Raw genomic sequence first — 20,157 nt, 5'->3', positions numbered from 1 at the left:
CGATGAAGATTTTCTGGCGCATCCTCCGCATCTGCCTCTACGCGCTGCTCATCTTGCTGGTGGTGGCAATCGGGGCGCTTGTCGTGCTTACCGGAACCGAAGGTGGCCGCCAGAACCTCGCCGGCCTGATTTCGAAGATGGCCTCGAGCGAGGACCGCAAGGTGACGGTCAGCGGCATCGAAGGCATCTGGTCGGGTGCGCTCAGGCTCGACCATGTGGTGCTGGAAGACCGCGCCGGCCCCTGGATGGTGGCGCGCAAGGTGGCGCTCGACTGGTCGCCGACGGCGCTGCTCTCCTGGAATTTCAGTGCCGACCGCTTCGCTGCAGAACGCATCGAGCTGGCGCGGTTGCCGCAGCCGAGCCAGCAGCCCTCGCAAGGTGGCTCGACGAGCCTGCCGGTTTCGATCGACGTCAAGCAGATCGACCTGCCGGAGATCGCGCTGGGCCAGGAGCTGGCCGGCAGCGGCATCGCCGAACTGGCCGCCAAGGGCTCGGTCAAGGCCGATCCTTCGCCGTTGGCGATCGAGAGCGTGCTCAACGTCTCCCGCCATGACGGCAAACAGGGCAATGTCGACGCCAAGATCCATTTTGCGCCGGCCGACAACAAGCTCGACCTCGATCTCAAGGCGTCGGAACCGGCGGGCGGCATCATCGCCAACCTGCTCAAGCTGCCGGATGCGCCGCCCGTCAACATCGTGGTTTCGGGCAGCGGGCCTTTGGCCAACTGGAGCGGTGTCGGCACCTTCATGGTCGACGGCCGCATCGTCAGCCAGCTGACCGGCCGGCATCAGCTCACCGACAAGGGCCACCGCTTCGAAGCCAAGGGCGACGGCGAGTTCGAGGGCTTCCTGCCGGAGAAGATAAAGGCGCTGTTTGCCGGCAAGACGAGCTTCGACCTCGCTGGAACGGCGACGATGTCGGGTGGGGTCGATATCGAGCGCGCTACCATAGAGAGCGAAGCGGTGCACGGCGCCGCAACCGGCAATGTCGATCCGAAAGGCGCCAGCGACCTGGCCGTCGAGCTCTCCGCCAAGGACAAGCCGGTCACCATCGATGTCGGCAACAGCGCCGTTCCCATTCTGGTCGCGGTCGAAAAGGCCACCGCGCGCGCCTTTGGCGACGGCAAGGCGCCGATGGTCGATATCGGCACGTCGCTCACCTCGGTGGCCGTCGGCGGCACGCAGCTCAACAATATTACGGGCGAGATCCATTCCGACGGCTTCGATATCGAGACCCTTAGCGGCCCGGTTGGCATCAAGCTCGCGGCCGCCGGCCTGAAGACGGACGTGGCGACGCTGGCCCCGCTGGTGACCGGCAAGCTCGCCGCGGATCTTTCCGGCACGATCAGCCGCGAGACCGTGACCATCGACAAGGGCACCTTGCGCAGCGATGCGCTCAATGCCGCGCTGACGGCAAATGTGGCGCTCGCCGATCTGTCGATGACGCTGAAGATGAATGCCGACGCCGTCTCGAAGGCATTGCCGCCGCAGATCAGCTCGCTGCTCGGCGAGCGCGTGAAGTTTTCGGCGACGGCGACCCGCGATCCGCAGGGCGCATTCGCCGCCAATTCGCTGGAGCTCACCTCCGGCTCGCTCAGCGCCAGCGGCACCGCCAGCGCGCAAGGCTCGGACATCCAGGCCGATCTCAAAGGCACGCTGGGCGACGTCTCGTCGCTGTCGTCGCTCGCCGGCACGCCGCTTGCCGGCGGGGTGAGCTTCGCGCTGACGGCTACCGGTCCGCGCTGGGCGCCGGATTTCACCGTGTCAGCCGAGAGCGCCAGCCTGACGGCGGCCGGCCGCACGGTGAAGGACATCAAGCTCTCGACCAAGGGAAAGGCCGACATCGCCAACCCGTCGGCCGACATCTCGCTGACCGGCAACGCCGAGGGCCAGGCGCTCGATATCGAGGCCTCGCTGGTGACCGCCGACCGCAAGCGCTCGATCAAGGGGCTAAGCCTGGCGCTCGGCGACAACAAGGTTTCGGGCGATCTCGCGATCGACGACAAGTTCCTGCCGCTCGGCACGCTGACGCTCGCCGTGCCCGATATCGGGCCGTTGGCAGCGCTCGGTAATCAGACTGCGACCGGCGATATCAACGGCACGATCGCCTTCGCCAAGGACGGCGAGGCGCCGACCGTCACCATCAGCGCGGCCAGCACGTCGATCGCGCGCGGCGACCTGGCGGCAAAGACCATCACCGTCAACGCGCTGATCGCCAATTATCTCAAGGGGCCGGCGATCTCGGGCACGATCAAGGCCGACAGCGTGACCTCTGGTTCCACCGTGGTCAGCGGCATCGGCATCGATTTGAAGCGCGACGGCGACTGGACCAACTTTACCGGCGGCGCCACGGCGTCCGGCATTCCGGCGACCGCCACCGGGCGCGTGAAGATCGCCAACGGCACGACCACAGTGGAAATCGCTTCCGGTGAGGCGACCGTGCGCGGCATCAAGGCGGCGATCGCGGAGCCGTCCAGCCTGTCCATAGCCAATGGCGTGACGACAATCGAGAAGCTCGCACTCAATCTCGGCCGGGGTTCGGCGACGGTTTCCGGTACTTCCGGTCAGACCCTGGACCTGACGGCCAATCTCGCCAACTTGCCGGTGGCGCTCGCCAATGATTTCGTGCCCGGCCTCGACGGGGCCGGAACGGTGGAAGGCACGGCACATGTCACGGGTCCGTCGTCCAACCCCGACATTCAGTTCAACGCCAAGGTGGCGGGCGCCGAAACCAGCCAGACCCGCCAGGCCGGGCTCGGGCCGCTGGATCTGGATGCTGCCGGCAGCTACACGCTGGCGGGCGGCGTGGCCCTGGACCATGCCACGCTTTCGGGCGAAGGGATTTCGGGCAAGGCCGCCGGCACCCTCAACCCCAACGGCGCCAGCGATTTCTCCCTCGACCTTACCTCATCCGGGCCCAGCCTGCCGTTGACGATCGGCAGCGCCGAGAGCCCGGTCAAGATCGCGGTCCAGTCCTTGTCGGCAAAAATGGCTGGCGAGAGCACGCAGGCACGGCTCGACGTGTCCGCAATCCTGCCTTCCATAGCCGCCAGCCAGGCCAAGGTGGATGGTCTGACGCTCGCGCTTCATTCGGATGCCTTCGACCTCAAGGGGCGGGCAGGCCCGGTCTCCGGCACGGTGTCGGTGGATAGGATCGGCCTCGACAATCAGTTGATCGCGCCGCTGATCGCTGGCAAGGTCACGGCGAAGGTCAATGGCCGACTGGCAACCGATTCCGTTGCCGTCAACAGCGGCTCGCTCCAAAGCGATGCGCTCAACAGTCAGGTCGCCGGCCGGATATCGCTGGGCGACGGTGCGGTCGACCTCAATATGAAGGCCGATGTTGCTTCTTCCGCCCTGCCGGCCGCGGTGCGCGGCATGCTTGGCGAGACCGCACAGTTGAGCGCCTCCCTGAAGCGCGATGCCAAAGGCAATGTCAATGTCGACGGGCTGAAGCTGAATTCGGGCGCGCTCAGCGCCGACGGGCAGGCGAGCCTTGCCGACAGCAAGCTGGCTGCCGGGATCAGAGGCGCGTTGAGCGACGTTTCAGGGCTCTCGAAAGACGCCAAGGGCGCCATTGCCTTTGCGCTCAATGCGCAAGGCCCGGTCACCGCGCCCGACCTGTCGATGACGGTGGAGAGCGACCGGCTTTCGGTGGCGGCGCGCGAGATCACCGGGCTGAAGCTGACGGCTACCGGCAAGGCCGATGCCGCCAATCCGGCAGCCAATGTGCAGCTCACCGGCAATGTCGGCGGGCAGAACCTGCAGGGCAGCGCCGTGCTCGCCACGACAAATGGCAGCCGCGCGATCAACGGGCTTTTGCTGTCGCTCGGTCCGAACAAGATTTCCGGCGATCTTGCCCTCGACGATGCCTTCGTGCCGGTCGGCACCGTGTCGCTCGACCTGCCCGACATCGGGCCGCTCGCCGCGCTGGCCCTGGAAAAGGCCGAGGGCAATGTGCGCGGCACGATCGCTTTCACCAAAGCGGCCAACGGACCCAACGTCGCGGTCAAGGCGAACACCTCGCAGATCAAGCGCGGCGATCTCTCGGCCAGGAATGTCGCCATCGACGCGCAGATCGCGAACTACATGGCAGCGCCCGTCATCGCCGGCACGGTGCGCGCCGAGAGCGTGACGTCCGGCGGCACCGCCATCACCGGTATCGACGTCGATCTCAAGCGCGACGGCGACTGGACCGGCTTCTCGGGCGGCGCCACCGTCAAGAATATCCCGGCCAAAGCGGCCGGCCGGGTGAAGGTCGCCAACGGCTCGACGACCATCGAGCTCGCGTCGGGCCAGGCGACGGTGCAGGGCATCAAGGCCGCGATCGCGCAGGCCTCGACGGTCACCATCGCCAACGGCGTGACGACGCTCGACCGGCTTGTGCTCAACCTTGGCGGCGGCACCGCGACGGTGACAGGCAAGGTCGCGCAGGCGCTCGACATCAACGCCAACCTGTCCCGGGTGCCGATCTCGCTCGCCAACAGTTTTTCGCCGGGCCTCGACGCGGCCGGCTCGGTCTCGGGCACGGTCAAGGTCACCGGCGCGCCGGCGACCCCCTCGGTCGCCTTCAACATCGATGCTTCCGGCGTGCAGACCTCGCAGACGCGTGGCGCCGGGCTCGGTGGCATGAATGTGTCGTCGTCGGGAACTTTTGCCGGCAACAAGCTCGCCTTCGACGCCAACATCAGCGATGGCGCCGGCCTCGGCCTCAAGGGCGGCGGCTCGGTGACGACGGCGGGTACGCCGGCCCTGGTGCTCGACTTCAACGGCAAGGTGCCGTTCTCCTTCCTTGCCTCGAAGCTCGCCGCGCAAGGGCTGGGACTGACCGGGACAGCCAATGTCAATGTCCAGGTGCGCGGTCCGGCATCGTCGCCGGTGATCGGCGGAACGGTCAGCACGTCCGGCGCCCGGCTGGTCGATGCGCGTTCCGGCCTGGCGGTGAACGACATCGCAGCCGACGTTTCGATCGGCGGCGGCGTCGCCAGGATCAATCGGCTCACCGGAACGCTGTCGACACGCGGCAAGCTGTCGGCCAGCGGCACGGTTGGCATCACGCCGGCGCAAGGTTTTCCGGCCGACCTGTCGATCAAGCTCACCGATGGCCGCTACACCGACGGCCGGGTGGTAACCGCCAATCTCGGCGGCGACCTGACGATCAAGGGGCCGCTCGTCTCCGCGCCGGTGATCGCCGGCACCGTCAACCTGGCGAGGACGGTCATCACCGTTCCGGACAAGCTGCCGGGCTCGCTTTCGGCGCTGGATGTCAAGCACAAGAATGCGCCGGCGTCCGTACGGGCGCAGGACAAGGCGCTGCGTCCGGCGACGTCCAGTGGCAGCAGCAACGGCGGCAGCGGCCTGACGCTCGACGTGACGGTCAACGCACCGAACCAGATCTTCATCCAGGGCAGGGGCGTCGACGCCGAGCTCGGCGGTTCACTGAAGTTGACGGGACCCGCCTCGGCGCCGCAGGCGGTCGGCACTTTCACCCTGCAGCGCGGACGGTTGATCATCCTCTCCAAGCGGCTGACCTTCACCGAGGGCACGATCGGGTTCCAGGGGTCGCTGGTGCCCTATCTCAACATGACGGCGACCACGACGACCAGCAGCGCCACGGTCACGATCCTCGTGTCGGGCGAGGCGACCAATCCGAAATTCACCTTCTCCTCGGTGCCTGCGCTGCCGCAGGACGAGGTCCTGGCGCAGCTCATCTTCGGCCAATCCATGTCGAAACTGTCGCCGCTGCAGATCGCGCAGCTTGCGAGCGCCGCCGCGCAGCTGGCCGGCGTCGGCGGCTCGACCTCGCTGCTCGAGAATTTGCAAAGCGCGATCGGCGTCGACGATCTCGACGTGACGACGGACGAGAAGGGCGGCACCGCGGTTTCGGCTGGCAAGTACCTCAACGACCGCACCTATGTGACGATACAGAAGGGCGACAAGCCAGGTTCCGGCAAGGCCACGATCGACCTCAATGTCGGCCGCGGCGTGAAGCTGCGCGGCGAGGCCAATGACGCCGGCGAAGCAAAGGGCGGCGTCTTCTACGAACGCGAATACTGAGGGCGCGGCGTTCCCCCGCTGTCGGGCCAGGGAGGCATTCGCCGCGCCGCCGAAGCCCTTATCCGCCTAAAATGTCTTGATTTAATCGCCCGATCGATTTTTCGGGAAATGTGCGGCGCACTAGCAAATTTGCGTCAAGACTGTCGCTATCGCGCGAACCGGTCTCATTCCAAAGTTGCAGAGTCCCTAAACAATGTTTCTCACTCCATACCCTCTTTGACATGAGGGCCTGGATGCGGAATGTTAAAAGGCGGAAAGCCAACAATGGGAGATAGTCATGACAATCTATAAGAGTAACAGCGACCGCGTTCCGGATCACATCCTAGCCCTGGCCGAAGAAGCCAAGGCCGGAAAGGTCGACCGTCGCGAATTCCTGGCCTTGGCCAGCGTCTTCGGAGCCTCCACGGCGATGGCCTACGGCCTGCTCGGTCTCGCTGATCCGACCCCTGCGAGAGCCGATGACGTTAAGGGCAAGAAGGGCGGCACGCTGAAGGTCGCTCAATGGGTCAAGGATCCGAAGGATCCGCGCAAGGCCGATTGGTCGGAAATCGCCAATGCCGAGCGCCAGGCGCTCGAGCCGCTGGTCAAGTACACCACCGAATACACCTTCCGTCCCTATCTGTTGGAAAGCTGGGACGTGAACGACGACGCCACCGAATACACGCTGCATGTTCGCAAGGGCGTGACCTGGTCGAACGGCGATGCCTTCACCGCCGACGACGTCATCTTCAACCTCAAGCGCTGGGGCGACAAGAAGGCCGAGGGCAATTCGATGCCCGGTCGCCTGGGCACGCTGGTCAAGGACGACAAGCTCGACGAGAGCGCCGTGACCAAGGTCGACGACATGACCGTCAAGCTGAAACTCGGCAAGCCGGACATCGCGCTGATCCCGAATATGTGCGACTACCCTGGCCTGATCGTCCACAAGAGCTTCGACGAGAAGGGCGGCGATTTCAAAGCCTGCCCGATCGGCACCGGCCCGTTTGAGCTCGTCTCCTACGACGTTGGCCAGAAGGTCGTCTACAAGCGCCGCGCCGACAACAAGTGGTGGGACGGCGAGGTGTTTCTCGACGGCATCGAGTTCATCGACTACGGCACCGATCCGGGCGCCATGGTCAGCGCCTTCGAGGCTGGTGAAGTGCATACCAACTTCGAGACCTCGGCCGACTATGTCTCGATCCTCGACAAGATGGACCTGGTGAAATCCGAGGTCGTGACGGCGGCCACCATCGTGTGCCGCACCAATGTCAACAACAAGCCCTACGACAACCAGAAGGTTCGTCAGGCGCTGCAACTCGGCGTCGACAACGCCGTCGTCCTGCAGCTCGGTTACGGCAATGCCGGCACGGTCGCCGAGAACCATCACGTCAGCCCGATCCATCCGGAATATTTCGAGCTGCCGAAGATCAAGCGCGACGCCGCCAAGGCCAAGGCCCTGATGGCGGAAGCCGGTCAGGCCGATTTCGAGCACGAGCTGATCACGGTCGACGAGGACTGGCACAAGAACACCGGCGACGCGATCGCCGCCCAGCTCCGCGACGCCGGCATCAAGGTAAAGCGCACGGTGCTTCCCGGCTCGACCTTCTGGAACGACTGGACGAAGTATCCGCTGTCGATGACCAACTGGAACATGCGGCCGCTTGGCGTGCAGGTTCTTGCGATCGGCTACCGCACCGGCGAAGCCTGGAACGAGACCGCATGGTCGAATCCGGACTGGGACAACAAGCTCAATGCCGCGCTTGCCGTCGCCGACGCCGCCAAGCGCAAGGAGCTGATGAAGGACATCGAGCAGACCCTGCAGGATGCCGGCATCATCATCCAGCCGTACTGGCGCAAGCTCTACAGCCACTCGGTCAAGGCGGTGCAGAATTACAAGATGCACCCGACCTACGAGCACGACTACGGCAAAGTCTGGCTCGACCAGGCCTGATCCGAGCGAATGGACAAAGGGGCGTTCCGCCCCTTTGTCCCCTTCCTTGCATGACCTGGAACCGGAGAGCCTCTGCAGCAAAAAAGTTGCGGACTCATCGAGCGGGGTCATGCAATAAACAGGGTTGATCGCATTCGAAGGTCTGTTTGCCGGCTTGCTCCGCCTCGTGGCGGGATGGCTGCGTAATCAGGCTCCCCCAACCCATCGGCAGGGGCCCGCCATGCTTTCTTTCATCTTGAGACGTCTCGGTACCATGGCGCTGACGATGCTGTGCCTGACGTTGATCGTCTTCTTCCTGATCAATCTCGGTCCCAATCTGAAGAAGCTGGCGATCAGCCAGACCGAAATGCACACGTCGGCCGACCAGCTCGAAAACTGGTTGGTCGGTCATGGCTACCGGCAGAATTTCTTCGTGCGTTACGGCCAATGGCTGGGCGTCCTGCCTAAGCAACCGATCACCGATCCAGCAACCGGAAAGCCGGCGCAGCGCTTCTCTTTCTGCAATGACCCGGTCGTGCCGACATTCTCCGGTGTCTTGCAGGGCGATTTCGGCTGCTCGACCAAGTTCAAGACAACTGTTGGCTCGAAACTCTTCCCGGCGCTCGGCGCCACCGGGCTTTTGATGTTCTGGGTGCTGGCGGTGATGGTGCCGATCTCGCTGTTGATCGGGATACTCGCCGGCATGCGCGAGGGCTCGCGCACGGACCGCACGCTTTCAGTCGCCTCCATCGCCTCGACGGCGACGCCAGAATATGTGTCGGGCGTCATCTTCACCGTCATCTTCGCCTCGTGGCTCGGCTGGCTGAACGGATCGGCGGCCTCGGCAAGCCAGGGCCTCACCTTCTACAACTTCACGCTTCCTGTGATGACGCTGGCCATCTACGGCATCGGCTATATCGCGCGCATGACACGGGCCTCGATGGTCGAGGTGATGACGCAGCAATATATCCGTACCGCCCGCCTCAAGGGCCTCTCCTTCGGCAGCGTGGTCGTCAAGCATGCGTTGCGCAACGCGCTGATCGCGCCGTTCACCGTGATCATGCTGCAGTTTCCCTGGCTGCTCACCGGCGTCGTCATCGTTGAGGTCATGTTCCGCTACCAGGGCTTCGGCTACACGTTGGTCGAAGCCGCGGGCAACAACGACATCGATCTGCTGCTCGGCTGCTCGCTGGTCTCGGTGTTCATCGTGCTGATCACGCAGCTCATCTCCGACGTCGGTTACGCGTTCCTCAATCCGCGTATCAGGGTTCAATAGGGGGCAGGGCGGATGCAGACCGAATATATCAGTGCCTTCGACATCGTGGTCGGCGTGCTTTGGCGCTTCTGGCCGGTATGGGTGGGGCTTCTCCTGGTGATGGGTGCAAGCTTCGCCTTCAAGAAGAAGCTCGGCCTCTACGGCCAGCTTTTCGACAGCGGCGTCGGCATTGCCGGCGTCTTCATCTGCCTGTTCTGGCTGTTCACGGCGATTTTCGCCTCCACCATCTCGCCCTTCGACCCGCTGGCGCAGGTGTCGATCATGAAGGACACGCTGCCCGGCGCGATCGAGCCGGCGTCGAAGCTCGTCTACTATTTCGGTGGCGACAAGCTTGCCCGCGACGTGTTTTCGCGCATGGTCTTTGGCAGCCAGATCGTGCTGATCATCGCACCGGCCGCCACCGGTTTCGCGCTGATGGTCGGCATCACGCTCGGCCTGCCGGCCGGTTACTATGGCGGCAAGATCGACACGCTGCTGTCGTTCCTGGCCAACCTGGTGCTGGCCTTCCCGGTCATCCTGTTGTTCTACCTGCTGGTAACGCCGGGCATCATGGACACGCCGATCCCCTATGCGATGGCAGGCCTGTTCTTCCTGTTCCCGATCATATTCTTCAGCGTGCTGTTCTGGACGCGTTTCAAGAACCGGCCGGACCGGCTCTACATCCTGCTCGGCATCACGCTGATCGTCGGCGGCTGGATCTATGCGGGCCTCGTCTTCGACAAGGATCCGCTGCACATCGTCCACATCGATCCGAACCAGCTCAACATCTTCGTGGCGGTGGTGTTCGCCTCCAGCCCCGGCGTGTTCCGCATCGTGCGCGGGCTGACCATGGACATCAAGACACGCGATTATGTGGCGGCGGCGCAGACGCGCGGTGAATCGCCCTGGTACATCATGCTATGGGAGATCCTGCCCAATGCCCGGGGTCCGCTGATCGTCGATGCCTGCCTGCGCATCGGCTACACGACGATCCTGCTCGGAACGCTCGGCTATTTCGGCCTGGGCCTGGCGCCGGAAAGCCCGGATTGGGGCACTGCGATCAAGGACGCCAGCCGCCTGTTGCGCTCCTTCATCCACCCGGCGCTGCCGCCGACGATCGCGCTGATGTCGTTCGTGCTGGGGCTGAATCTTTTGGCGGACTCGCTGCGTGAGCAATCGATGAAGGATTGATGGTAGGGCGTTGAGCCCCATCTTCCAGAGAACCAAGGATTGGAGCGACCCATGAACGAGGCAGTTCGAGATCCAGCCAAGGCGACCGGTCAGCCGATCATCGAGATCGAGAACCTCTCGATCTCCTTCTTCACCCGCAAGGGCGAGATCCCTGCCGTGATGGATTTTTCCTGCACGGTGATGCCCGGCGAGGCGATGGGCATCGTTGGCGAATCCGGCTGCGGCAAGTCGACCGTGTCGCTCGGCATCATGCGCGACCTCTCCAATATCGGGAAGATCGTCGGCGGGCGCATCAAGTTCCAGGGCAGGGACATGGGCGAACTCTCCGAGGAGGAGCTACGCTCCATCCGCGGCAACAAGATCGCCATGATCTACCAGGAGCCGATGGCGAGCCTCAACCCGGCGATGAAGATCGGCCAGCAATTGATGGAAGTGCCGCTGATCCACGACAAGGTGTCGAAGGAAGAGGCGCATAATCGCGCGCTGGAGATGGTGCGGGCGGTGAGGCTGCCCGACCCGGAGCGCATGATGCGCTCCTATCCGCACCAGCTTTCCGGCGGTCAGCAGCAGCGCATCGTCATCGCCATGGCGCTGCTGTCGAAGCCGGCGCTGCTGCTGCTCGACGAGCCGACCACCGCGCTCGACGTCACCGTCGAGGCCGGCATCGTCGAACTGGTCAAGGGTCTGGGCGAGAAGTTCGGCACCTCGATGATCTTCGTGTCGCACAATCTCGGTCTCATCCTCGAGACCTGCGACAAGATCACGGTGATGTATTCCGGCGAGGCGGTCGAAACCGGCAAGATCGAGGACGTGTTCGACCGGATGCGCCATCCCTATACGCAAGGGCTGTTCCGCTCGATCCCGCTGCCCGGCGCCGACAAGAACTCGCGGCCGCTGATCTCCATTCCTGGACAGTTGCCGCTGCCGCATGAGCGGCCGAAGGGCTGCAATTTCGGCCCGCGCTGCCACCATTTCGTCGAGGGCGTCTGCAACGCCGCGGAAATCCCGATGATCCCGGTCGACGGCCATGAGGGGCATTTCTCGCGCTGCGTGCGGTTCAACGAGATCGACTGGGAGGCGCTGCCGCCCGGCGCCAAGAAGGTCAACGAAAAGGTCGAGCCCGGCGCGCCGGTGCTCAAGATCGAGGATCTCAAGAAATACTACAAGGTCGGCGGCAGCGAGGTGTTCGGCTCAAGCGAAGGCCGCGTCGTCAAAGCCAACGAGACGATCTCGTTCACCGCGCGCGAATCCGAGACGGTCGCGATCGTCGGCGAATCCGGCTGCGGCAAGTCGACACTCGCCAAGGTGCTTCTGGGGTTGGAGACCGCTAGCTCCGGCACCGTGACGCTGGGCAATAAGGAGATCCAGTCGACCGGCATCGAGAACCGCAATGTCGAGACCGTGTCTTCGATCCAGATGGTGTTCCAGAACCCGTTCGACACGCTGAACCCCAGCCACAGCGTCGGCTCGCAGATCATCCGAACGCTGGAGAAGTTCAAAGTCGGCAAGAATGTCGCGGAGCGGCGCCAGCGCATGCTGGAGCTGCTCGATCTGGTAAAGCTGCCGCGGGCCTTCGAGACCCGCAAGCCGCGCCAGCTCTCGGGCGGCCAGAAGCAGCGCATCGGCGTGGCGCGCGCCTTTGCCGGCGATGCCAAAGTGGTGGTGGCCGACGAGCCGGTCTCGGCGCTCGACGTCTCGGTGCAGGCGGCGGTGACCGAACTGTTGATGGATATCCAGCGCAAGAACAAGACGACGATGCTGTTCATCAGTCACGACCTGTCGGTGGTGCGCTACATCGCCGACCGCGTCGTCGTCATGTATCTCGGCTACATCGTCGAGCAGGGCACGACCGACCAGATTTTCTCGCCGCCTTACCATCCCTATACCGAGGCGCTGCTCTCGGCGATCCCGATCGCCGACACCAGCGTGGTCAAGAAGCACATCGTGCTGGAAGGCGACATCCCGTCGGCCATGAATCCGCCGACCGGCTGCCCGTTCCAGACGCGCTGCGGCTACAAGAAGCTGGTCCCGGACAATCTGTGCGAGACCAAGGTGCCGCCGGTGAAGAACCTCGGCGACGGCCATATGAGCCTGTGCTGGCTTGCCGACGACGTGCTGGCGAAGATGGAGCCGGTCATCAAGTTCGACAAGGAACATGCCGCTCATGAGGGCGTGCCGGAAGATGCGCCGCAGGGCGCGGGGCCAGGCCTTGCGGGAACGGCGCCGAAACGCCCACGTGGCAAAACGGGCAGCGCGGAAGCCGACCAGATCGGGGACGCGGTGGAGCAGGACAAGGCCGGCATGAAAGCCCGTCGCCACGAAGTCCGCGACGAGACATCGGAAACGGGTGTTAAAAAGCCGAAAGATACGACAAGGCGGCACTAGCCCCGGTTCCTTATCACAGAAGTTTTGACCGGTTGGCTATGTGTGCGTTGGCAGATCCCATGCCTTGGCGATTGGCCGAGACGCCTATCGCGGTCGTCATCCACGGGCGGAGCAAGGAGCGAAGCGACGCGCGCAGACCCGAGGATCCATGCCGTGACTTGGAAGCGCCGCGGCGGTCCAGAATTCGGCACCGTTGCACACTTCGGTCCAGGTAACGGCATGGATTCCAGGGTCTGCGCGCGTCGCTACGCTCCTTGCTCCGCCCTATAATGACGAAGTTCAGGAACCTTCAACTCATCGCCAGGGTTTGCGCTTACTACCCCAACGGACGTTGATAGCCTTGCCCGACAAGCCTGCAATCGTTCAAAATCACCGTGTTGGAAAACTAGTTTCCGCATTGCCGTAGCTGCGCCTGGTAATCGCGGGCCATCTGGTCGGTGGCACGAGCATAGCCTTGAACACCGGCATCGCCGCGATTGCCGCGGCCATAGGCGGTCCAGCCGAGATAGTAGGCCAGATAGAGATTGTAGGTGTCGTTGCGGGCGACGCCAAAGGTGTCGGCGGTTTTTGAGTGGTACCAGCCGACGAAGTCGACAGCGTCGGCGAAGCGCGTGCGGCGCGCGGTCCAGTTGCCGGTCTCGCTTTGATATTGCGACCAGGTGCCGTCGAGCGCCTGCGAGTAGCCGGTGGCGCTCGAGACATGCGTCCACGGGATGAAGCCGAGCAGCTTGGTGCGCGGCGGGCGGGCGTTGCTCTTGAAGCCGGATTCCTTGCGCACCGTCGCCATCAGCACCGGAACGGGAACGCCGTATTTCTGCTCGGTCCGTTCGGCGGCGGACTGCCAGTTGTCGAACCAGCCGTCATTCTGGTCGAAGACGGCGCAGACATTGTTGATGTGACTGGGCGCCGTCGCGCAGGCCGAAAGCGCCAGCAGCACTGAGACAGCGACAATTTTACTAAAACTCGACCTACGCATTGGGAGACGAATAGGCCGAAATCATAAAAGGAGTCTTGCGCGGTTCCTTAACGTGGGCGCCGAGGCACGAAAAAGCCGAGTGTCGATATTACGGCTACCTGTGTCGTTATTTTCTCATCCCGTTTTGAAAAATGCCGCCTTGACTAAAATCGCGCCGGCAAATGACGAATTCCTGACAGCTCGCATGTCATGCCGGCGCTCTGATGCGCGCATGAGCGAACCAAGACGCAAGCGCGGCGCCGAGCGCACCAGCAACCGTGGCCCCGCGGCCATTCCACAACTGCCGCCGCGGCGGGTGGAGAATCCCTACCCACCCATGGCGCTGCTGTCGGCCGACCAGATCGAGGCGATCCACCAGGCGTCGATGCACATCCTGGAAAATTTCGGCATCGAGGTGATGAGCGCGCGGGCGCTGTCGCTGTTCGAGCGCGCCGGCGCCAAGGTCGATCACGGCTCGATGAATGTGCGCGTCGATCGCGGCATGGTCGAGGAGGCGCTGAAGTCGACGCACAGCAACTACACGCTTACTCCACGCAATCCCGCTCGAGCCATCCATCTCGGCGGCAGCACCATCAACTTCACGCTCGTTGCCGGACCGCCCAATGTGCATGACATGGAACGCGGTCGCCGCGCCGGCAACCTTGCCGACTACTGCGACCTCGTGCGGTTGGCGCAGCATTTCAACTGCATCCACATGCTGGGCAACCAGGTCTGCGCGCCGGTCGAGCTGCCGGCGAACACGAGGCACATGGACACCTATTTCGCCAACCTGACGCTGACCGACAAATGCTTCCACGTCTCGGCGATCGGCCGGGGCAGGGCGCTCGACGGCATCGAGATGATGGCGATCGCGCGCGGGCTGACGCTGGATCAGATGCGCGACGATCCCGGCGTCACCACCATCATTTCGGTCAACTCGCCGCGCCGCTTCGACGAGATGATGGCGGAAGGGCTGATGACCATGGCCGAATACGGCCAGTCGGTGGCGGTGACGCCGTTCACGCTGATGGGCGCGATGAGCCCGGTTACGCTGGCCGGCGCGCTGGCGCAGCAGAATGCCGAAGCGCTGTTCGGCGTGGTGCTCTCGCAGCTGGTGCGCCCCCGCGCGCCGGTGATGTATGGCGCCTTCACCTCCAATGTCGACATGAAGTCGGGCGCGCCGGCCTTCGGCACGCCGGAAAACACCAAGGCAAACATCGCCTCGGGCCAGTTGGCGCGGCGCTACAAATTGCCCTATCGCACCACGCCGGGCTCGGCCTCCAATGCTGCCGATGCGCAGGGCGCCTACGAGACGCTGATGGCGCTGTGGGGCGCGGTGCTCGGCCACGGCAATCTCGTCTACCACGCCGCCGGCTGGCAGGAGGGCGGGCTGACGGCGTCGTTCGAAAAGCTCATCATCGACGTCGAGATGATGCAGCACATGATGGAGTTCCTGCGACCGATCGCGGTCGACGAGGCGGAGCTGGCCGTGGAGGCGCTGGGCGCGGTGCCGACCGGCGGCCACTTCTTCGGCGAGCCGCACACGCTGGAGCGCTACGCCACCGCCTTCTACCAGCCGATGCTGTCCAACTGGCAGAATTACGAGGCCTGGCAAGAGGCCGGCGCGCCCGACACGACGGCGCGCGCGACACGGCTCTGGAAGAAGGCGCTGGAGGAGTATGTCCAGCCAGCCATGGACCCCGCCGTGCGCGAAGCGCTCGAAGCCTATATGGCCCGCCGCAAGGAAGCGATCGGGCAAAGCGAGCCGTAAGGGAACAGCTTCCCATCCTGATTCATTTCAACCTCTCAACTCACTGAATTAACGAGAAGAACCATGAAGTCGCATGCAAAGGTCGTGGTCATCGGTGGCGGTGTCGTCGGATGCTCGGTGCTGTTCCATCTCGCCCGCCACGGCTGGACCGATGTCGTGCTTCTGGAGCGCGACGAACTGACGTCGGGCTCGACCTGGCACGCGGCCGGCGGCATGCACACCATCAATGGCGATCCCAACGTCGCCAAGCTGCAGAAATACACGATCTCACTCTACAAGGAGATCGAGGAGCTTTCGGGACAGGCGACCGGCGTGCACCTCACCGGCGGCGTGCTTCTGGCCGCGACCGAGGCGCGACTCGACTGGCTGCGCGGCGTGGTGTCGAAGGGCCGCTATCTCGGCATCGACCTCGAAGTCATTTCCGCCAAGGAAGCGGCGGAATTGATGCCGCTGATCGATTCCAGCCAGTTCGTCGGCGCCGTGCGCAACAAGGAGGACGGCCATCTCGATCCGTCTGGCGTGACGCATGCCTATGCCAAGGCGGCGCGCAAGCTCGGCGCCGAGGTCGAACGCTTCACCAAGGTCGAGGACATCGTGCGCCGGCCCGACGGATTGTGGCGCGTCATCACCAACAAGGGCGATGTCATTGCCGAGCATGTCGTCAATGCCGGCGGGCTATGGGCGCGCGAGGTCGGCCGCATGGTCGGGCTCGAACTGCCGGTGCTCGCGATGGAGCACATGTACCTGATCACCGAGGACATGCCGGAGGTCGCCGACTGGAACAAGAAGACCGGCACCGAGATCATCCATGCCGTCGACTTCGACGGCGAGCTTTATCTGCGCCAGGAGCGTGGCGGCATGCTGATGGGCACCTATGAGAAGGCCAACAAGGTCTGGTCGGAGTTCACCACACCGTGGAATTTCGGCCACGAGCTCTTGGAGCCGGATATCGACCGCATCGCGCCGTCGCTCGAAGTCGGCTTTCGCCATTTCCCGGCCTTCCAGAAGACCGGCATCAAGCAGATCATCAACGGCCCCTTCACCTTCGCGCCGGACGGCAATCCGCTGGTCGGTCCGGTGCGCGGCCTACCGGGCTTCTGGGTCGCCTGCGGCGTCATGGCCGGCTTCAGCCAGGGCGGCGGCGTCGGGTTGGCGCTCTCCAACTGGATGATCGAGGGCGATCCGGGCGCCGACATCTGGGCGATGGACGTGTCGCGCTATGGCGACTGGGCGACGATGGCCTATACCAACGCCAAGGTGCGCGAGAATTATTCGCGCCGCTTCTCGATCCGCTTTCCGAACGAGGAGCTGCCGGCCGGGCGGCCGCTCAAGACGACGCCGGTCTACGACACGCTTGCCGCCAAGGGCGCGCAATGGGGCGTGTCCTATGGGCTCGAAGTGCCGCTCTGGTATGCGCCGGACGGCGTCAAGGACGAGTTCTCGTGGCGGCGCTCGACCGACTTCGAGCATGTCGGCAAGGAAGTCGCGACGGTGCGCGACGGCGTTGGCCTGTCGGAGATTTCGAACTTCGCCAAATACAAGGTGACAGGCGAGGGCGCGGTCGCGTGGCTCGACCGCATGCTTGCCTGCAGGCTGCCAAAGCGCGGCCGCATGACGCTGGCGCCGATGCTGAAGGATGACGGCAAGCTGATCGGCGATTTCACGCTGGCCAATATCGACGACCACGAATGGTTCATCGCTGGCTCGGGCATTGCAGAGCAGTATCACATGCGCTGGTTCGAGGCGCATCTGCCCAAGGACGGCTCGGTGAAGATCGAGGCACTGGGGCAGAAGCTCACCGGCCTCGCGATTGCCGGGCCGAAGGCGAGGGATGTGCTCGCCAAAGTCACCCCCGCCGATGTCTCCAACGCAGCGTTCCCCTTCATGGCGATGGCCAGGATGGATATCGGCATGGCGCCGTGCCTGGTCGGGCGCGTCAGCTACACCGGCGACCTCGGCTACGAGATCTGGGTGACGCCGGAATATCAACGCGCTGCCTATCAGGCGCTGATCACGGCCGGTGAGGAATTCGGCATCTCTCTGTTTGGCTCGCGCGCGCTCAATGCGCTGAGGCTGGAGAAAAACTACGGCTCATGGGCGCGCGAGTACCGGCCGATCTACGGGCCGGTCGAGGCCGGGCTCGACCGCTTCGTCGCCTATGGCAAAGACGCGGATTTCATCGGCAAGCAAGCAGCGCTCGCCGAGCGCAAGCAAGGCGGCAAGCTCCGGCTGCTCGCCTTCATCGTCGACGCCACCGATGCCGATGTCATTGGCGACGAAGCGATTTGGCACGACGGCGTCGTGCGCGGCTGGGTTACGTCCGGCGGCTACGCCCACAATGCGAAGAAGTCGGTTGCGTTGGGCTATGTGCCGAAGGAAATCGCCGACAAGCCGGATGGCTTCGAGATCGAGATCCTCGGCAAGCGCCGTGCGGCGCGTGTTCAGGCGGCGCCGCTGTTCGATGCCAATTTCGAGCGGATGCGCGCCTGACGGTGGCGCACATCCCTGCCATCAAGCCTTGGCGCTCTCGCGATTGTCCACCGCGAAGGCGCCCGGACCGGCAAAGAACAGATAGAGGAAGACAAAGCAGAATAGGATGGCTGCGTCGCCGCCGTTGTTGGCCGGGAAGAAGTCGCGCGGGAAATGCGCCATGAAATAGGCGATCGCCATTTCGCCGGCGAGAAGGAAGGCGACCGGACGAGTGAAGAGGCCAAGCGCCAGAAGGATGCCGCCGGCGAATTCGAGAATGCCGGCACCTGTCGTCAGTCCGGTGAGCGCATGCGGCTCGGCAGCGGCCGGGAAGTTGAACAGCTTCTGCGAGCCATGTTCGATGAACTGCAAGGCGGTCATGATGCGCAATATGCCCAGCGCCTGTGGCCGGTACTGAGCAAGGCTTTCGAAAAGCTTCATTTAAAACTCCAATTTTACCCCCGCTCGGGGCCTTAAATTATCGCCCGGCGACGGACCACTCACTTCCCTTGGCCTGCTATCAACAATCGGTGAGTGGAAAGGGTTTCAATCCCCATATTTCTTCTCTCTATGGTTGCAAACATATCCTTATGGTTGTATTGCTGCATGACGCATCAAACCAAGCGAGTCCCTTGACCATGAGAAAAGTCGTCATCAGCCTCTTCGCAATCCTTGCTGGCACCAGCTTCGCCATGGCCGCCGGTACCGGCTGCGATGCCTTCAAATGGCCGGTCGAGCGCGAGCAGGCCCTGTTTCCGGAGGCGACGGCCGCCCAGTCCGGCGCGACCCTGACGGTCGGGCAAGCAGTGGATTTCTCGCTCGAGGCCGCCGACACGGTCAGCTTTGAAGTGCCGCCGGAGCGCGCACCGGCAGCCGGTACGTTCGGCGCGACGGCGAATGTGACCGTGCCACCGGAAGGCGAGCTTCAGGTCAGCCTGTCCGACGAGGCCTGGATCGATGTCGTGCAGGACGGCAAGAGCGTGAAATCGGCGGCGTTCAGCGGCGTGAAGAGCTGCCCGGGCATCCGCAAGAGCGTGCGCTTCAAGCTCGCGGGCGGCGCGGCGATCATCCAGCTTAGCGGCGCGAAAAAGGCCGATCTGAAGGTGGCGGTGCTGACGCCGGAGTGATCCGGCGCCAGCCAGCAAGCAGGGCGCGTTATCGTACGGGGGCGAGCAATGCGAAATGCGCGCCTTGCGGGTCCTGGCACTGGATGATCCACTGGCCGCTCGGCACATCCATCGGACCCATGATGACCTTGCCGCCATTGTCCATGACGCGCTTGGCGGCGGCGTCGATGGCGTCGACGTTGAAGTAGAACTGCCAGACGGGAACCGGGATCTGCGGCGGCTTGTTCATGATGCCGCCGCCGGATTCGGGGCCGGCGCCGAAGGTTTTGTAGATGCCCATCTCGCCCATGTCGAACTCGCCGGCGCTCTCCCAGCCGAACTGGCTGGAATAGAAGTCGAAGGCCGCCTTCCAGTCCGAGGTGTAGAGCTCGTGCCAGCCGACATGGCCAAGCGTCGTCGCCGGCACCGGCGGCTGCTCCGGCTGGTTGGGTTGCAAGAACATGAAGGCCGCGCCTTGCGGGTCGGCGACGACCGCGAAGCGGCCGACGCCCGGAATGTCGTCCGGGGCGCGGTGCACCGCACCACCCGCGTCCTTGAGCGCTTGCGTCGAGGCGTCGACATCCTTGGTGTAGATGTAGCCCACCCAGGCCGGCGGCATGCCCATCTTGGCGGGCTCTTCCGGCATCGTCATCAGCCCGCCGACACCGCGCATGGCGGAGTTCACGACGATATAACGCGGCATGCCGGGCGCCTTGTCGAAAGGTTCGGCCTTCCAGCCGACGACAGCGGTGTAGAAAGCCTCGGCGGCGTCGAGGTCGGTGGTCATCAATTCGTACCAGAAGAAAGGTTGCGGGGATTTCGGCATGGTCGGTCTCCTCACCGGTTCAGGCAGCGATCGTTGTTCGATCCATCCTAGGGTATGTTGAGGTTCAGGTGATGCCGGCCTGCAAATGCCGGTTTTCTGCGCTTCCGGTGCTCACGTACTCAAGTACGCTCCGCTCCGGCCTTCGCCGGCCGAAGCCCTCATAAGTGTTTCCGCCCTATGAAGGCTACCGCCGGCGTTCTCGAAAACCGCCTTTTTCGGCGCGGCCTGACCTGA

General features: G+C 64.0%; 11 protein-coding genes. 8 read left to right on the top strand and 3 right to left on the bottom strand.

Features of this window, described 5'->3' with window-relative positions; all coding sequences use genetic code 11:
* Positions 1-2: 2 nt before the first annotated feature.
* The 5 genes from WDX12_RS32760 (at position 3) to WDX12_RS32740 (ending at position 12,796) form a co-directional block, all read left to right on the top strand.
* Entirely contained in the window at positions 3-6,056 is a 6,054-nt protein-coding gene (locus WDX12_RS32760; protein WP_434723407.1) for a translocation/assembly module TamB domain-containing protein, read from the top strand.
* Between the two features lie 277 nt (positions 6,057-6,333).
* Positions 6,334-7,986 carry an ABC transporter substrate-binding protein gene (locus tag WDX12_RS32755; protein WP_320297031.1) on the top strand — a complete coding sequence of 551 codons (1,653 nt, stop codon included), beginning with the start codon at positions 6,334-6,336 and terminating at the stop codon, positions 7,984-7,986.
* Between the two features lie 220 nt (positions 7,987-8,206).
* Positions 8,207-9,241 carry an ABC transporter permease gene (locus WDX12_RS32750; RefSeq protein WP_434723406.1) on the top strand — a complete coding sequence of 345 codons (1,035 nt, stop codon included), beginning with the start codon at positions 8,207-8,209 and terminating at the stop codon, positions 9,239-9,241.
* A 12-nt stretch (positions 9,242-9,253) separates the two neighbouring features.
* Positions 9,254-10,411 carry an ABC transporter permease gene (locus WDX12_RS32745; RefSeq protein ID WP_434723405.1) on the top strand — a complete coding sequence of 386 codons (1,158 nt, stop codon included), beginning with the start codon at positions 9,254-9,256 and terminating at the stop codon, positions 10,409-10,411.
* 51 nt (positions 10,412-10,462) lie between these two features.
* Complete coding sequence (locus tag WDX12_RS32740) at positions 10,463-12,796, top strand: dipeptide ABC transporter ATP-binding protein (protein WP_434723404.1); 2,334 nt, start codon at positions 10,463-10,465, stop codon at positions 12,794-12,796.
* Positions 12,797-13,181: 385 nt separating this feature from the next.
* On the opposite strand, the gene WDX12_RS32735 is transcribed toward WDX12_RS32740, so the two are convergent.
* Positions 13,182-13,772, bottom strand: coding sequence for a transglycosylase SLT domain-containing protein (locus WDX12_RS32735; RefSeq protein WP_434723403.1), 591 nt, complete (start codon positions 13,770-13,772; stop codon positions 13,182-13,184).
* A 211-nt stretch (positions 13,773-13,983) separates the two neighbouring features.
* Between WDX12_RS32735 and WDX12_RS32730 the strand changes: the two genes are divergently transcribed.
* Together WDX12_RS32730 and WDX12_RS32725 are read left to right on the top strand one after the other, a co-directional pair.
* Complete coding sequence (locus WDX12_RS32730) at positions 13,984-15,522, top strand: trimethylamine methyltransferase family protein (protein ID WP_434723402.1); 1,539 nt, start codon at positions 13,984-13,986, stop codon at positions 15,520-15,522.
* Between the two features lie 63 nt (positions 15,523-15,585).
* Positions 15,586-18,012: a GcvT family protein gene (locus tag WDX12_RS32725; protein ID WP_434723401.1), complete on the top strand. Its 2,427-nt coding sequence runs from the start codon at positions 15,586-15,588 to the stop codon at positions 18,010-18,012.
* A 21-nt stretch (positions 18,013-18,033) separates the two neighbouring features.
* Here the strand turns inward: WDX12_RS32725 and WDX12_RS32720 are convergent, their stop codons facing one another.
* Positions 18,034-18,432, bottom strand: a complete 399-nt coding sequence (locus WDX12_RS32720) for a DoxX family protein (RefSeq protein ID WP_320295047.1) — start codon at positions 18,430-18,432, stop codon at positions 18,034-18,036.
* A gap of 68 nt (positions 18,433-18,500) precedes the next feature.
* Here WDX12_RS32720 and WDX12_RS32715 point away from each other — a divergent pair, with 68 nt between their 5' ends.
* A complete protein-coding gene (locus WDX12_RS32715) occupies positions 18,501-19,118 on the top strand; it encodes a hypothetical protein (RefSeq protein WP_434723400.1) in 618 nt (205 codons plus the stop codon).
* Between the two features lie 28 nt (positions 19,119-19,146).
* Here the strand turns inward: WDX12_RS32715 and WDX12_RS32710 are convergent, their stop codons facing one another.
* The gene (locus tag WDX12_RS32710) at positions 19,147-19,923 is read right to left on the bottom strand and encodes a VOC family protein (RefSeq protein ID WP_434723399.1); all 777 of its coding nucleotides are present in this window, start codon (positions 19,921-19,923) and stop codon (positions 19,147-19,149) included.
* Positions 19,924-20,157: the final 234 nt, after the last annotated feature.

Origin of the sequence: Mesorhizobium sp. RIZ17, assembly GCF_051127865.1 — a bacterium.
In the GTDB taxonomy this organism is placed as follows: Bacteria; Pseudomonadota; Alphaproteobacteria; order Rhizobiales; family Rhizobiaceae; genus Mesorhizobium; species Mesorhizobium humile.
This window is presented reverse-complemented; position numbering and strand designations above follow the sequence as displayed.